The organism is endosymbiont of unidentified scaly snail isolate Monju (genome assembly GCF_000801295.1).
GTDB lineage: Bacteria > Pseudomonadota > Gammaproteobacteria > Chromatiales > Chromatiaceae > MONJU.
This window is the reverse complement of sequence record NZ_AP012978.1, coordinates 1,563,335-1,577,806: the sequence shown is the minus strand read 5'-3', so window position 1 is coordinate 1,577,806 and position 14,472 is coordinate 1,563,335. Positions and strand designations below refer to the sequence as shown.

Below are 14,472 nucleotides of genomic sequence, written 5' to 3'. Positions count from 1 at the left end.
AGACCAATTGGCGCGACGAAAGGACCCAATGTCGCCCAGCGGCTGCTCCAGCACCTGCGCGAACAGAAACACCAGTGCATTCAAGGGCTGCGCCTGGGCGGCATTGGCCATTTTGCGTTTCAGTGCCAGATATTTTAAAAAGGAACTAATTGCCTACCCGGCGCCGACAAAGGGATCCTTGTCGCCATGGAAAAACAGGTAATCGCTTACGCGGATAGCGTCCCTGCGCCTCCAGCCAGTCGCCGACTTTCTCGGTGGTCTGCTCGCGCAGGCGCACCCCCAGATTGGCCCGCATGAACGATTCAACATGGTGTCGATACCAGGGGGGCGCCCGCTCGGGAACACGGAACAAGCGCAGCGTCTCGAGATAGGCACGCCAGAAGCGCGCTACGCGAGGATCTTCCGGGGCAGATTCTCGATCGGACATGGGCAAACCTCCGTGTGTGCCGGGCCGATGGATAACAAGAATAGAATCAATGGCCGCATATCGCAATATTGGCGCCAGCCACATAATCAACTGTTAGAAATACAAGGGCCCGATGAGTTGCCATAAATTACACATAGCGGGTAAGGCCGTCAGATTGCACAGCGCCCTGATTGGCGCTGACTTTAGGAAGCCTCGTGTGCTATGCACAGATCCGTGGGAGTTCGTATCGCTATGGCTAAAAAGAGATCATCAAACCGATGCAGCATTCTACTGGGCGCAGGCCCACCACTTCTATGATGCATCACTTTCATTGCCGGTACTTTCTTCACCTTTAACCTCGTACTACTGCTTTCTAAACACTACCAAGGCATTACTAACAGCAAAAAAGGTGGAGTTTAAAGAGGTTCACGGCGTCGGAGGGCGTTCGGTTGGCTCGGTCAAGTCTCTCGATAATGAAATTGTAGATTTCCAAGGCGGGGGAATTCTTCCTGCGTTGTGTAAGTATCTTGAAGAACCGGACAATGCCGGAAAAGAATTCACACTAAAAGACATATTCTGGCAGCTGCCATTCATTCATAGGTCATTTTGTTTGACGTACCGAGGCTCGACGGAATTGTTTATTCCGTTAGTAAATCAATGCTTCTTGCGAAGAGATGGTTCAAAGGAGGCGTGGTTTCACGCAGAAATAGACAAAAGATATATAAATTCACACACAAAAAGGGTAATTCAGCCTGGTTTCGAGCTTTTTGACAACAACGGAGTATATGAAATTCGGAGGAAGCGAAGGTTTAAGTGGTCAGGTCGAGATATTGAGAATAGCATTGAGCAATTTTCAAGGTACCACAAGCAAATCCGCAGAAGAATCTTTCCAATCTATTCTTCAGAAAACAGGTGGTACTTAAAGAAATCTGTAAACGGTCATGACAAGCTCAATAACTCACAGCTCGTTCTGATATTTGCCGCGATGCATCGACTTAGCGAGTTAAGCAGGTATGATCCAATTCCATTTTCAAAACATTTCAACGTAAATCATAACTGGTTGCTTTCAGAGTTCATCAAGGCGTCACTTGGGCAATTTGTTTACGGCATGGCCTCTGAAATAACTGGGCTCGAATTCATAAAACCAGATGCATTCTAGGATTTCTAAAAAGGCGCTCGTTCGGACGCAAACTACGCTGCGCTTCGTTTGCGCCGCACAGCTTGATCGTTAGAAGCTTATGGCCGAACCTTCCAGACCACCCTTGACGCTGCAGGGTATCAGTAAATTGGCTGGTGTATTTGTGACATTCGGATTTATAGTATCAGTAATTTATGATTGGGGCTTTTTTCGCTCGCTTGGGATTGAGTATCGCCATGTGCCTTCTAGTATCGCAGATCACTTTCGTACCGGCTTGCTCTGGTTTCCTCCATTGGTCGGGAGTTTTATATTTTATCTGGCATGGGAATTTCAAGTTCAACGCATTGAAAAGGGGTTGACTGAAGACGAAATAGTCAGTGGCTCCAAAGACCCAGAGAAAACCCGAAAGATGCGGAACGCGCCATATAAGTTTTTCGTATGGATCTGCATCTTGATGGTCTTGGGGTACATTTTGATTGGCGATATTGCTTCATCTGTTCCTACGGTTGCCTTCTCTGTGTTATGGCTAATTTTTGCAGATTGGTGCTATTCAACGCCTTTAATCCAGTTGCGTCGTAGTGAGTGGGTTCAGTCATCATTCAAATTCTTACCGGCTGCTGCAATTCTTGCATAGTCTGCTGGATATAGCTCGGGAACTGACGCAGCTTTCCGACATAAGACCAGGATCACCATAAACGCTGTTGGTAATGACGCAACGATAGAAGGCGCATACTTGAGGGGATTTGAAAGCGGCATGTTGTATCTTGCAGAAGATGGTAGGCTAGCATTCATTCGATGGAATAGTGTGTCATCATATGCTTTTGAAGAACCATATAGCCCATACAAAGGGATACTTTGCTCATGGCTTGATATCTGCCCAAAGCTTCCCGCCAACAGCCCAAGCGCCAATGACGTTTCTAACAAGAAAAATTAACTCGGACCGCAAAAACCGCTGTGCGCTTTCTGCGTCCGGTTATCTGCGGTGTTATATTTGAACTCACGGCGCCAACCGTCGTATCTCCCATCCATCGCCGGCTTTCTGATACTCGAACCGGTCGTGCAGGCGGTTTTCCCGGCCTTGCCAGAATTCGATGCGTTCGGGGATGACGCGGTATCCGCCCCAGAAGTCGGGCAGGGGGATGTCGCCGTCGCGGAATTTGCGCTTCATCGATTCGAAGGCCTGTTCCAGCAGGGTGCGTGAGGCGACGGGGCGGCTCTGGTCGGAGCACCAGGCGCCGAGCTGGCTGCCACGGGGGCGGGAGCGGAAGTAGGCGAGGGATTCGCGGGTGGTCACCCGTTCGACTGCGCCCTGGATCTTCACCTGGCGGTCGAGTTCGAGCCAGTGGAACAGCATGGCCGCCGTGGTGGGTGGCGTCACGGGCCGCTTAGGCGGTGGGAAGTTTGCAAATGGGGCAGTGAGCGCCGGGTTTGCCTATCTCTTTAGTGGCGGTATGTCTGCGGCAAATGATGAACGCTATGGTTCGGATGAAATCCAGTTGCCTACGGTTAAGGAGTTACTGGATGGAGGGCAGCTTTTAGCAGATAACTATGCTCCGAACGGATATGGCTTGCTAAACGATAGGACAGATATTGACGAGGTGCTTGTTTGCGACCATCGAAATAGAACTGCTATGTATGTAAACAAAACGGTAGCCGCCCAGGCTCAGATGCAAGTGGATATGAATGCTGATTCGTTGGGGATTCAGATTGACACAAGAACGCAGGCGCAGAGGGACTATGATGCTTGCGTGTTAACTTGTATGATGTCCTCAGGCTTGGTTGGTGGCCCTATAAATAAAATAATCAAAGGCGGGTTGTATGGGGCTGCTGCCGGTTATGGTGGCCGTAAGACATTTTGCCAACACATGGGATGCCCAAAGCCATGACTGACCTGGTGGCTAATAGATTGTTAATTCGAGCGATTGTTTTTTATCAGCATTCGATGTCTTCAAAGAAGGGTTATAAATGTGCCTATGGCGTTGTCCACGGCACACATACGTGCTCATCTTATGGTTTGCGCATAGCTAGACGTTATGGATGGAAATACTTTCTGCCGTTGATAAAAAGGCAGCATGAGAGGTGTCACCAGGCAGCAATGGGTTACGAAGAATCGCCCTCAAGCCAGAGCTCAGAGGACGGTGAAACCCAAAAAGAATGTAAGGAAGTCGTTGGGTGTTGTGGTGCCAGCTGGCCTTTCTGATATTCCGGGGATAATATCGAATCTTATCCAGTAGCCTGCTGCTGAATCACCGTGTCGATCATCTCAATCACAAACTTTGCAAATGGGGGCTGACGACAGCGTTTCAATACCTGTTCAATCAGTGGGCCTCCGGTGGTGGCTATGATTGGAGAAAAGGGCCTTATGGAGGCGACAGCGAGCCAAGGATTCTCACGGCAGAGGAATGCTACAACGGCGGATATGGCTCGCTGGAGCAGGCACGCGCGGATGGCAGCCAATGGGAGCAATTGTGGGGTCGAAGCGCTGCGGGATCGGATTACGATGCGCAACGTTATTACAACTCGCCGGAGCAGCAGGCGGCTGCGGAAAGGCTGACGGTGACTTCCCTATATGCCTTGTCTTTCGTGCCGGGGCCGGTTGGCTTAGCGGCGAATGCTGGCTCAGCTTTAATCGCAGCGGGGGCTGAGAACCCGGTTGGTGTGTTGTCTGCAGTGGGCGGTGTCGCGGTAGGAATAAAACATCTGCCATTGGGGGCTGTCGAGCGTGCGGTTTTGGATATGTCCGCAAAGGCAGGGAGTGCGTATGATTATGCTGATTCAATGATGGGGTATGGACGGTGACAACAGAACGATGTAAGGACGTTGGAAGATGGGAGTTTTTTGCTACAGCGACTCTTTTTATGTATGCGCCATATGTATTTAGTTTTGGTCTGTTTTATGGAAAATGGCATTGGTTGGTGATTGGTGGGTGGGTTTTTATGGCTGCCTGTCGAGGGTTATATAAGGATTATATGGCGTTGTTTTTACGATCACGTACTGGAAGGTATATGGTGGTCTCATCGGTTTGTATTTCTATAGCCAACCTTGTAGCTCCTATGGCAAAATATTTTGGTATAAATATTCTAGGATTGGTGTTTTTATTGCTAATTGCATCATTCGTTGTTGCGTTATTTCTTCAGAAGGAGTGGAGTAGGATGTAAACTTTCCCTGAAAAAGTTGACACCTTCGACTAACGAGACGGAGGTGGCAGATGCCAAGAGTCAAGGGGCTAGGAAAGGTCCATCAGTACAGTAACGAGTTCAAGGTGACGGCGGCGCGGCTCAGTCACCTGCCGGAGGTTCGGGGCAAGGACTTGGCGGCGGAACTGGACATCCATCCCTTCATGTTGTCACGAGGGCGCAAGGAATATCGGGAAGGCAAACTGGAGGGAGACGTTAAGAAACCCATAGACCCCCAGACTGCCGCGGAGCTGAAGCGGCTGCGGAAGCTGGAACGGGACTATGCCTGGCTCAAGGAGGAACACGAAATCCTGAAAAAGGCCATCTGAACCGCCCCGGGTTTCCCGGAGACTCTATTTCTGGCTCTTCGTCATTTCGTGTGGAATTAGCTCCACAACCTGTGCCAGTGTGGCCGGAGAATCAACGCGGAGAAATCGGGATGGACAGCCAACAGATCTTGCTCCTTTGGCTCGGCATAGAGATCCCCTGGAAGCTTACGAAACCTCGAGGTGCGAGATCCGTTTTTCCCTACGGCGCCAACCGTCGTATCTCCCATCCATCACCGGCTTGCTGATACTCGAACCGGTCGTGCAGGCGGTTTTCCCGGCCTTGCCAGAATTCGATGCGTTCGGGGATGACGCGGTATCCGCCCCAGAAGTCGGGCAGGGGGATGTCGCCATCGCGGAATTTGCGCTTCATCGATTCGAAGGCCTGTTCCAGCAGGGTGCGTGAGGCGACGGGGCGGCTCTGGTCGGAGCACCAGGCGCCGAGCTGGCTGCCGCGGGGGCGGGAGCGGAAGTAGGCGAGGGATTCACGTGTGCTCACCCGTTCGACCGCGCCCTGGATCTTCACCTGGCGGTCGAGTTCGAGCCAGTGGAACAGCATGGCCGCTTTGGGGTTGGCCTCGATCTCCCGGGCCTTGCGGCTGCCGTAGTTGGTGTAGAAGACGAAGCCATGGTGATCGAAGGCCTTGAGCAGCACGGTGCGTACCGAGGGCATACCGTCGGTGCCGCAGGTGGCCAGGCTGAGTGCGTTGGGGTTGTTCAGGCCGGCGTCGCGGGCCTCGATGAACCAGCGTTCGAACTGGCGGAAGGGGTCCGGGTCGAGGTCCTTGCGGGACAGTCCGGCGTACTGGTATTCGCGCCGCAGGTCGGCGATGTCCATCAGGTGGCTCCTTGGGGCAGGGTTCGATGAAGTGGATTTCCTCCGTCACCGGGCAAGGGACGGTCGGTAGGGGTCTTTCAGTCGCGCATTTATGCCCCCTCCCGGCCTCCCCCGCAAGCGGGGGAGGGGTTGATCGAGGCATTTTTTTGAACAGCCTGGTGTTCTTCGCGTCCTTTGCGGTTGGTTTTTTGCCTCCTCTGGCGGCATGTTCGCGGCGGGGACGCCGCTCCTACGGTAGGAGGCCCGTCCCCGGGCCGAATGTTCGCGGCGGGGACGCCGCTCCCACGGGTAGGAGGCCCGTCCCCGGGCCGAACCAACGCTTACGGCGTCCATTCCCGCCAGGCTCCCAGCAGGGGGAAATACAGCGCCAGGCGCACCGGCCGGTCTTCGCGCAGGCGCAGGATGCGGCCGTAGTTCTCCAGTTGCGCCCGGTAGCGTTCCTGTTCGCTGTCGAGGAAGCTGTCGAGGTCGCTGCCCTGGTGGTCGCCGGTCTTGTAGTCGATGATCCAGCGCACGCCGTCGGCAATGAAGGTGCGGTCGATGACGTATTGCCGGGGCTCGCCCTGCTCGTCGAGCACGGTCATCGGTAGCTCGCAGGCGGCCTGTTCGTGGCCGTCCAGTATCCAGCGGCCGCGTTCGTCCTCGAGGGTCCGGCGCAGCGCGCGGGTCACCTTGTCGGTCGCCTCGCCCAGTGCATCGGGCGCCACGCCCAGGGTTGCCAGCGCGGTGCGGAAACGGGGGGGCAGTTCGTCGATGCGCGTCGCCGGCCAGTCTGCCAGCCCTTCGCGGGCGATGCGCTCCAGCCAGCGGTGGACCAGGGTGCCGACATGGCGCGCGGTGTCGCCTGCCCACAGGAACTCGATGCCGGGTTCCTCGCCGGCGGGCGTGGGTGATGGTGCGACGATGCCGGGCGGTGCGCTCAGTCGCCAGTCGGCGGCGATGCGCTGCTCGCTCACGGGAGCGGCGGGCGCATCCTCGTCGGCGGTCTCCTCCGGCGGTGTCAGCTCGGCGAAGTATTGTTCGACGACCGGCCAGAGGGTGGCCAGCAGGCTGCTGCTTTCCGGATAGGGTGCGCCCGCCTTTTTCTTGTTCTTCGAAAACTTCACGTGTCCCAGCAGGTGCAGCTGCGACTCGGCACGGGTCGCGGCCACGTACAGCAGGCGCTGCTGCTCGTGGTCGGCCTTCTGGCGTTCGATCATCTTCAGGTAGTCGACCAGCGGGTCGGCGCCCGCACGGCGAGGGATGGGCGCAATCAGCAGTTCGGTGCCGCCTTCGGGGTGTGGCAGTTCGTGCCAGTAGAGCAGGCGGGCCTCGTCGTTTCTCGCCTTCCGGCCCAGGCCGGGCAGGATCACGGTGTCGAACTGCAATCCCTTGGACTGGTGCAGGGTGGTGAGCAGTACCCGTTCGGCCTCGGGGCGGGTGTCCGGTGGGGCGTAGAGCTCGGCGAGCGCGTTCTCCAGCAGGGACAGGTCCTCGATCCCGTCGGGGCCGGCGTGCCGTTCGACCAGCGCAAGGTAGGCCTCGGCGTCCTCGCGTCTTCCGACCACCGCGCCGCCCAGCGCCAGCCAGAAGCCTTCCAGCCATTCGCGCAGTGGGCGACGGTGGCGGGCGGGCAGTTCCTGTTCGAGCAGGGCGTGCAGGCGTTCGGCGCGCTGCCGGCCGTCGGCGCTCAGGCGGGCGCGCGCCAGCGGGTCCGCGAGCAGGGTGCGCAGGTGGCGCGGTTCGCCCTCGGCGAGGCGGACGATGTCGTCGAGCGACAGGCCAACCAGCGGCGAGCGCAGCAGGGCGAGCCAGTGCAGGCGGTCGGCGGGGTGCAGCAGGGCGCGCAGCAGGGCGTGCAGGTCACGCACCGTGGGCTGGTCGGCCAGCGGCGCCACCTTGACGGCCTGGTAGGGGATTCCGGCTTCGCCCAGCGCGCGTGCGATCTCCCCGAGGTGCGAGCGGGCGCGCGCCAGGATGGCGACGGTGCCAGGGCTTTCGGCCAGGCGCTGGCGCACGATCTCGACTACCCGTTCGGCTTCCACGCTGGCATCCGACGTGTTCAGGGGATGCGCCGTCACCGCCTCCCCGGGCAGCGCCGGGTGTACCGCCTCCGACGGGGTGTGCGGCATGGCGCCCAGCGCAATGTCCTCGGTCACCGGGAAGATCTGCCGGAAGACGCTGTTGAACCAGTCGATCAGCCCGGCCTGGGAGCGGAAATTGCGCCGCAGTGTGAGCGGCGTGAGCGCGATCTCGCCCAGTTGCCCCTTGAAGGTCTGCAGGAACAGGCTGACCTCGGCCTTGCGGAAACGGTAGATGGACTGCATGGGGTCGCCGACCAGGAACAGGGTGCGGCCGTCGTCCGGCTCCCAGCCTGCGGTGAGGCGGGTGAGCAGCTGGTACTGGCCGCTGGAGGTGTCCTGGAACTCGTCCACCAGCAGGTGGTGCAGGCGGTAGTCCAGGCGCAGCGCCGCCTCGCCTGGGGCGTCCGGGGTGCCCAGGGCGCGCAACGCCCGCTGCTGGATCTCGACGAAGTCGAGCTCGCCGCTCGCCTGGAAGACGAGCAGCAGTTCCGCGGCGGCCAACCGCAGTACCTGTGCCAGCGCATCGAGGAGCTGGCGCTGTTCCGCGTCGGGCGGTGCCAGCGGCAGGGTGCGCAGGCTGTGCAGGGCCTCGGCCAGGCCGGGCTCGGCGGCCAGTGCCTGCAACAGGACGATCATTTCGTCCTTGGCCGGGTCCTTGGGCGGAAAGCCCTCACTCTTGGTCAGCTTTGTGCGGAAGCTGGGGCCGCTCTTGGTCAACGCCAGCTCCACCAGCCCCAGCCAGTCGGGCAGGTCTTCCCAGGCGGTGCTGGGCGGGGTGTCGCGCTCGGCCCAGCGCCGCAGCCAGGCGAGCTTGCCTTCCGGCACGCGCGGCGCGGCGATGCGCGCCAGGTGCACCAGCGCGTCGAGCCGGTCCGCGGGAATCCGTTGCGTGCTCACCGCAATGTGGTATTCGATCTGGTCGCGCAGTACCTGCGCCATGTCTTCGGGGTCGGCGTCGAGGTGCGGCAACCACTGGTCGCGCTTGCCCAGCATGTCCACCAGCAGCTCCTCAAGGCGTCCGAGGCGGTTGTGCAGGTGGCGCAATACGGTCTGCAGGGCGGGGCCGATGTCGTCGTCGCCCAGACGCGTGAGCAGTTGGCGCGCGGCTTCCCGGTAGAGGGGGCGGGCGTCCTCGCGGGCGTGGGGTGCGCTGCCCAGGCGGCTGAGTACCGGCATCTGCCCGGCCAGGCTGGCGGCCAGGCTGTCGAAGGTGAGCACGCGCAGGCGGTTGGGGTTGTCGGTGAGCTGCCAGCCGCGCTCGGCGTCGCGTGCCAGCGCGGCACGGGCCAGCTCCCAGGTGCGTTGTGCCCATTCGGCCTCGGGGCGATCGCCGCGTGCCTTGTGCAGCGCGGCGAGGATGCGCTCGCGCATCTCGCCGGCGGCCTTGCGGGTGAAGGTGATGGCGAGGATCTGCTCGGGTTCCTCGACGCCGGCGAGCAGGCGCAGGAAACGCTGGGTGAGCAGCTCGGTCTTGCCCGAGCCGGCCGGCGCCTGGACGATGAACGAGCGGGTGGGATCGAGCGCCAGTTCGCGCGCCCTGGCGTCGTCGATGGTGTCGCCGATGGTGTCGCCGATGAGGGTCATTCCGATGCCTCCCCGCCCGGGTGGCCGATGCGGCAGAAGCCGCCCAGGTCGCAGTGCCGGCAGGCATCGGCATCGCGCGGGGCGATCTCGGCGCGGCCTTCGAGTACCTCGCGGGCCAGTCCCTCGAGGCGCTCGCGCCAGTCTTGCAGGGTCTGCTCCCAGTCGTCGGGGACGTGGACGTTTTTCGCTCTGCCGCTGGCCCCTGGCAGCAGGTCCGCTTCCGCGCAAAGCCCGAGGAAGCGCGTCTGCTCGCCATCCGGGTGGATGTGCGCCAGTACCGCGCCGGCGAGCGGAGGATGGTGCACGGCATACAGTGGCACCTGGGGCTCGGGCAGGCGCTCGGCCTCCCAGTCGGGGAGGCGGGTGCCGCGTCCGGTCTTGTAGTCGATGACGATGCGCCGGCCGTCGTCGAGCGCGTCGATGCGGTCGGCGCGCACGCGCAGCGGCAGTCCGGCCAGCTCGAGGGTCTCGCGGACCTCGCGCGAGACCACGCGGAAGGGGGCGGGACGGCGGCGCTCGTGATCCAGCCATTCCAGGGCTCGTTCGGTGAGGCGTTCGACCTCGAGTGTCTTCAGTGGCCCCTCGAACAGGTCGGGCCGGTCGCGACCCAGCTCGGTCACGGTCTCCTCGGCCAGGGCGCGCAGGCGGTTGCGCAGCACCTCGGCGGGCTGTTCGGCCAGGGCCTGCGAGTCGCCCAGCTTGCCCCAGATACGCTCGAGCAGCCGGTGCAGCATCTGGCCGCTCAGCCAGGGAGGCGGCGCGAAGCTGGGTTCGGGCAGCGCCTCGGCGCCCAGCCGGTGCCGCGCCAGGGCGCGGAAGGGGCAGGCGCTCTGGTCGTCGAGCAGGGCGGTGCCGCCGCGCGGTGGCGCCGCCGGTGGCAGGTGGCCGGGGGGCGGCAGGGGGACGCTGTGGCCGTGCCTGGCCGCCTCGTACAGGGGATCGGTGAGGGCGAAGTCGGGTTCTTGCGCGTCGATGGCGGCGATCAGCGGGCTGGGCGTGAGGCGCTTGTCGTCTTCGGTCTCGGCATGGCTGATCCAGATCTCGGGCGCACCGCCGAGCAGGCGTCCGGTGAGCTCGCGGGCGAAGCGCAGTTCACGCGCAGCCGAGCTGTGCGGCATGTCGTGGGCGCGTTGCAGATCGGCAGGCAACAGGGGATTGGGTGCGGGGGCCGGCGGCCAGGTGGCGTCGTCCAGGCCGAGCAGCCAGAGGCCGTCGAAGCGCAGGTCGGCGGCCTCCAGCACGCCGAGTACCTGCACGCCGCCCGTGCGGCCCTGTGGCTGGTAATCGGTGTCGCGGCACAGGCGGGCGAAGCGCTCCAGCGCCTGTTCCAGGTTCATGTGCGTGCGCACCCGGGCGAGGTGTGAAAACTCGCTGACCGCCTGGCGCAGGCGCTGCGCCTGCTGGTACTCGGCGCTGTCCAGCAATTGGGGAGGCCCTGGCCAGCCCCAGGCCTCGATCAGGCGCAGCAGGTGGCCGGCCCAGGCGTTGGGCGAGTCTTGCGGGGGCAGTTCGCCGAGCACGGCCTGAACAGCCTCGAGGCGTTCGATCAGCCGGGGACAGGCGGCCGGGTCGCCCGGCGCGCGGCGGCGGGCCTCGCCCAATAGCCGGTGACGGTCGAGCCGTGGGCGGCCCGATTCGCGCAGCACGCGGTCGAGTGCCGCGCGGGCATCGGCCTCTTCGGGCATGCCGCCGAGGAAGGGCGAGCACAGCAGCTGGCCGATCTCGTGCAGCGGCAGCTCGCCGCGGCGACACAGCCGCAGCGCCAGCAGCAGGTGGGCGACCACCGGCCAGTCGGCCAGTGGCCGGCCCAGCGAGATGTCGAAGCGCGGGTGGGGCGTGTGGCCCGGGAGCTGGCCTGCGGGGTCGAGCAGGCGGCCCAGCCAGCGCGCCAGGCGGTCGCGGTGGACCGACAGGGCCGGGCTGATGATCGCCAGCCGGGCGTTCGGGTCCTGCTCGAGCCGGGTGCGCGCCCAGCAGGCGGCGGCCTGGCATTCGGCCTCGGCATCGCGGCACGGCAGGCGTCGGATCATCGCGTCGAGTGGACGGGGGCGCCAGGTCTCGACTTGGCAGCCGCGCTCGCGCAGTCGTTCGTGCAGCGCCAGCTGCATGGGCGTGAACTGGTCAAAACCGGCCAGCAGCAGGCGCCGGGGCAGTGGCGGGGCTGCCTCGTGGGCCAGCGCTTGCTCTGCTTCACCGGGCAGCTCGGCGGCGCTCAGCCAGCGGTTGCGTTGCAGGATCTCGCGCAGGCGCCGGCCCCAGGCGTGCAGCTGCGCGGCCTCCTCGTCGTGACGGTCGGCCAGCACCGACAGGGGGAGTCGCCAGTCGTGCAGCAGTTGCCAGGCCTGACGGGCGCTGCGTGCCGCCGCGGCTACGTCGAGCAGCGGATCCTCGCGCTGGGCGTGGCGGATGATGTCTTCCCACAGCAGGCTCTCCTGGTGGGGGTCGAGCAGGGCGCGGTCACACAGGCCGCGATCGACCAGTTCGTCGTACAGGCCGCGCAGCCAGGCGTTCCAGGAGAAGATGTGCGGGCTGTCCCTGACGGTCAGGCCGGCGGCGCGCTGGCGGGCGTCGTGGGCCTGGCGCAGGGCGCGTGCCAGGCGGTTGTTGACGGTCAGCAGCAGGGTGCCGGCATCGAGCTCGGGCAGGTCGTCCATGAGGCAGCGTTCGGTCAGTCGGTCAGTCGGCGGTCGGGGCGCAGCCAGGCGTAGAGCGCCAGTGCGGTCAGTGCCCCCAGGGTATCGGCCAGCATGTCCTTCTGGGCGTCCCAGGGATCGCCCTGAGAGCCGAGGAACTCGATGCCTGCATCGCCACCGTAGTAGACCGCAAACAGCCATTCGACGATCTCGTAGGCGGCGGCGATGGCCATGATCAGCAGCAGGCCGAACAGGCCGGCGAGCAGTGGCCGGCACTGGCGGGTACGCAGCAGCCATTCGGTCATGGCGAAGGCGTAGAAGCCGACCGAGAAGTGGCCGATGCGGTCGAACTGGTTGCGCTGCGAGCCGATCAGCTCGTTGAACCAGTCGAAGGGGACGTGCGCGAAGGTGTAGTGTGCGCCCACGGTATGCGAGAACAGCCACACCGCCATCAGCAGGTAGGCGGTATTGCTGAAGCGGAAGCGCGGGTAGAGCCAGATCAGCCCGCCGAACACCAGCAGGATGGGCACGATCTCGGCGATCCACACGTCGCGCGCCGCCGGTGCGATGCCCGACCAGACGATCAGTGCAGTCAGTGCCAGGGCAAGCAGCTGGGGCAGACGGTCGGTGAACATGCGGGCATTGTAGCAGGGGTCAGTGCACGGGGGGCTTCCCGCTCCTGCCTGCAGGAGGCCCGTCCTTGGGCCGAATGTTCGCGACGGGGACGTCGCTCCTGCCGTCGGAGGCCCGTCCTTGGGCCGAATGTTCGCGACGAGGACGTCGCTCCTGCCGTAGGAGGCCCGTCCTCGGGCCGAACTGTTCGCGACGGGGACGTCGCTCCTGCCGTCGGAGGCCCGTCCTAGGGACGAATGTTCGCGACGAGGACGTCGCTCCTGCCTGTAGGAGGCCCGTCCTCGGGCCGAACCCTGCCTGCGCAGAGACGGGAGAGGGAAATTCGTCGGAAACGTCGAACAATCGATTGTTGTAGAATCGCCGGCTTGTTCCGGGCCGAGGCCCGCTGCGCGATGAACACGAGGATGCCATGCAGGACATCGATATCAATGCCATCTCCAACCGGATTGCCGACCTTCGAGGGCGTGTGGACGCCCTGAGGGGGTATCTTTGACTACGAGACGAAGAAGGAGCGTCTCGAAGAAGTCCTCGGCGAGCTCGAGGCCCCCGATGTCTGGAACGACCCCGAGCGCGCTCAGGCGCTGGGCAAGGAGCGTGCCCTGCTCGAGAATGTGGTCGGTGGCATCGACGAGCTCACTGCCGGTCTGAACGACGCCGCCGACCTGCTGGAGATGGCGGTCGAGGAGAACGACGAGGACACCATCAATGCGGTGGCCGAGGATGTGGACGGCTACGAGAAGCGGGTGGCCGAGCTGGAGTTCCAGCGCATGTTCTCCGGCGATATGGATGCGGCCAATGCCTTCCTCGACATCCAGGCTGGTTCCGGCGGTACCGAGGCGCAGGACTGGGCCGAGATGCTGCTGCGCATGTACCTGCGCTGGGGTGAGGCACATGGCTTCAAGACCGAGCTGATGGAGGTCTCGCCCGGCGAGGTGGCGGGCATCAAGTCGGCCACGGTGCGTTTCGAGGGACCCTATGCCTATGGCTGGCTGCGCACCGAGACCGGGGTGCACCGGCTGGTGCGCAAGTCGCCCTTCGACTCGGGCAACCGTCGGCACACCTCCTTCGCGGCGGTGTTCGTCTCGCCCGAGATCGACGATTCCATCGACATCGAGATCAACCCGGCGGACCTGCGCATCGACGTCTACCGGGCCTCGGGAGCGGGCGGCCAGCACGTCAACCGGACCGAGTCGGCGGTGCGCATCACGCACAATCCGACCGGCATCGTGGTGCAGTGCCAGAACGACCGTTCGCAGCACAAGAACAAGGACCAGGCCATGAAGCAGCTCAAGGCCAAGCTCTACGAGCTGGAGATGCAGAAGCGCCGCGAGCAGGCCCAGGCCATCGAGGAGACCAAGTCCGACATCGGCTGGGGCAGCCAGATCCGTTCCTATGTGCTCGACCAGTCGCGCATCAAGGACCTGCGCACCGGGGTCGAGACCGGCAACACCCAGGCCGTGCTTGACGGTGGCCTGGACCCGTTCATCGAGGCCAGCCTGAAGAGCGGGTTGTAAATTGAATTCATCAACCACAGAGCACACAGAGATCACAGAGGCTTTGGTTCTTCGGAAAACACGGTTTTCTCATGGGGTCAGCGGATGGATGTCGCCGCTGAAGTCCTTTGGCAGCCCCCTGGGCCATCGGTGTTAATGACTCAGTGTCCTCTGTGCCCTCT

Annotated in this window: 11 protein-coding genes and 1 pseudogene; 6 read left to right on the top strand and 6 right to left on the bottom strand. The window is 62.4% G+C overall.

Annotated elements, in window-relative coordinates:
• Positions 1-145 precede the first annotated feature (145 nt).
• Positions 146-427, bottom strand: coding sequence for a hypothetical protein (locus tag EBS_RS14025; protein ID WP_148307703.1), 282 nt, complete (start codon positions 425-427; stop codon positions 146-148).
• 154 nt (positions 428-581) lie between these two features.
• Here EBS_RS14025 and EBS_RS13650 point away from each other — a divergent pair, with 154 nt between their 5' ends.
• Positions 582-1,565 carry a YaaC family protein gene (locus EBS_RS13650; protein ID WP_231892784.1) on the top strand — a complete coding sequence of 328 codons (984 nt, stop codon included), beginning with the start codon at positions 582-584 and terminating at the stop codon, positions 1,563-1,565.
• Positions 1,566-1,668: 103 nt separating this feature from the next.
• Positions 1,669-2,178: a hypothetical protein gene (locus EBS_RS14020; RefSeq protein WP_148307702.1), complete on the top strand. Its 510-nt coding sequence runs from the start codon at positions 1,669-1,671 to the stop codon at positions 2,176-2,178.
• A gap of 363 nt (positions 2,179-2,541) precedes the next feature.
• Here EBS_RS14020 and EBS_RS07580 read toward each other — a convergent pair.
• Positions 2,542-2,904: pseudogene (locus tag EBS_RS07580) on the bottom strand (pyridoxal 5'-phosphate synthase); the annotation flags it as partial.
• Between EBS_RS07580 and EBS_RS14015 the strand changes: the two are divergent.
• The 3 genes from EBS_RS14015 to EBS_RS07575 all read left to right on the top strand — a co-directional run bounded on the left by EBS_RS14015 (position 2,897) and on the right by EBS_RS07575 (position 5,049).
• Positions 2,897-3,430: a hypothetical protein gene (locus EBS_RS14015; protein WP_148307701.1), complete on the top strand. Its 534-nt coding sequence runs from the start codon at positions 2,897-2,899 to the stop codon at positions 3,428-3,430. The pseudogene EBS_RS07580 and the gene EBS_RS14015 sit on opposite strands and share 8 nt — an antisense overlap.
• Positions 3,415-3,744 carry a membrane protein insertion efficiency factor YidD gene (gene yidD / locus EBS_RS14975; protein WP_081999878.1) on the top strand — a complete coding sequence of 110 codons (330 nt, stop codon included), beginning with the start codon at positions 3,415-3,417 and terminating at the stop codon, positions 3,742-3,744. The genes EBS_RS14015 and yidD overlap by 16 nt, the downstream gene beginning before the upstream one ends.
• Before the next feature lie 1,008 nt (positions 3,745-4,752).
• A complete protein-coding gene (locus tag EBS_RS07575) occupies positions 4,753-5,049 on the top strand; it encodes a transposase (protein WP_043109461.1) in 297 nt (98 codons plus the stop codon).
• A 199-nt stretch (positions 5,050-5,248) separates the two neighbouring features.
• Here the strand turns inward: EBS_RS07575 and pdxH are convergent, their stop codons facing one another.
• The 4 genes from pdxH to EBS_RS07555 form a co-directional block, all read right to left on the bottom strand.
• Entirely contained in the window at positions 5,249-5,884 is a 636-nt protein-coding gene (gene pdxH / locus EBS_RS07570; protein ID WP_043108066.1) for a pyridoxamine 5'-phosphate oxidase, read from the bottom strand.
• A 320-nt stretch (positions 5,885-6,204) separates the two neighbouring features.
• Complete coding sequence (locus tag EBS_RS07565) at positions 6,205-9,531, bottom strand: UvrD-helicase domain-containing protein (protein ID WP_043108064.1); 3,327 nt, start codon at positions 9,529-9,531, stop codon at positions 6,205-6,207.
• Positions 9,528-12,185, bottom strand: coding sequence for a PD-(D/E)XK nuclease family protein (locus EBS_RS07560; protein WP_043108063.1), 2,658 nt, complete (start codon positions 12,183-12,185; stop codon positions 9,528-9,530). Before EBS_RS07560 ends, EBS_RS07565 begins: the two co-directional genes overlap by 4 nt.
• Before the next feature lie 14 nt (positions 12,186-12,199).
• Positions 12,200-12,799 carry a DUF2238 domain-containing protein gene (locus EBS_RS07555; RefSeq protein WP_043108062.1) on the bottom strand — a complete coding sequence of 200 codons (600 nt, stop codon included), beginning with the start codon at positions 12,797-12,799 and terminating at the stop codon, positions 12,200-12,202.
• 407 nt (positions 12,800-13,206) lie between these two features.
• Between EBS_RS07555 and prfB the strand changes: the two genes are divergently transcribed.
• A protein-coding gene (gene prfB / locus EBS_RS07550) for a peptide chain release factor 2 (RefSeq protein ID WP_148307700.1) occupies positions 13,207-14,311 on the top strand; the annotation gives its coding sequence in 2 pieces (ribosomal slippage) (positions 13,207-13,287 and positions 13,289-14,311; 1,104 coding nt in all).
• Positions 14,312-14,472: the final 161 nt, after the last annotated feature.

Excerpts from the sequence above, each read along its gene's own strand:
- EBS_RS14025 (WP_148307703.1), bottom strand. The coding sequence starts at position 427 with ATGTCCGATCGAGAATCTGCCCCGGAAGATCCTCGCGTAGCGCGCTTC.
- EBS_RS14015 (WP_148307701.1), top strand. The coding sequence starts at position 2,897 with ATGGCCGCCGTGGTGGGTGGCGTCACGGGCCGCTTAGGCGGTGGGAAG.
- yidD (WP_081999878.1), top strand. The coding sequence starts at position 3,415 with ATGCCCAAAGCCATGACTGACCTGGTGGCTAATAGATTGTTAATTCGA.
- EBS_RS07575 (WP_043109461.1), top strand. The coding sequence starts at position 4,753 with ATGCCAAGAGTCAAGGGGCTAGGAAAGGTCCATCAGTACAGTAACGAG.
- pdxH (WP_043108066.1), bottom strand. The coding sequence starts at position 5,884 with ATGGACATCGCCGACCTGCGGCGCGAATACCAGTACGCCGGACTGTCC.
- EBS_RS07565 (WP_043108064.1), bottom strand. The coding sequence starts at position 9,531 with ATGACCCTCATCGGCGACACCATCGGCGACACCATCGACGACGCCAGG.
- EBS_RS07560 (WP_043108063.1), bottom strand. The coding sequence starts at position 12,185 with ATGGACGACCTGCCCGAGCTCGATGCCGGCACCCTGCTGCTGACCGTC.
- EBS_RS07555 (WP_043108062.1), bottom strand. The coding sequence starts at position 12,799 with ATGTTCACCGACCGTCTGCCCCAGCTGCTTGCCCTGGCACTGACTGCA.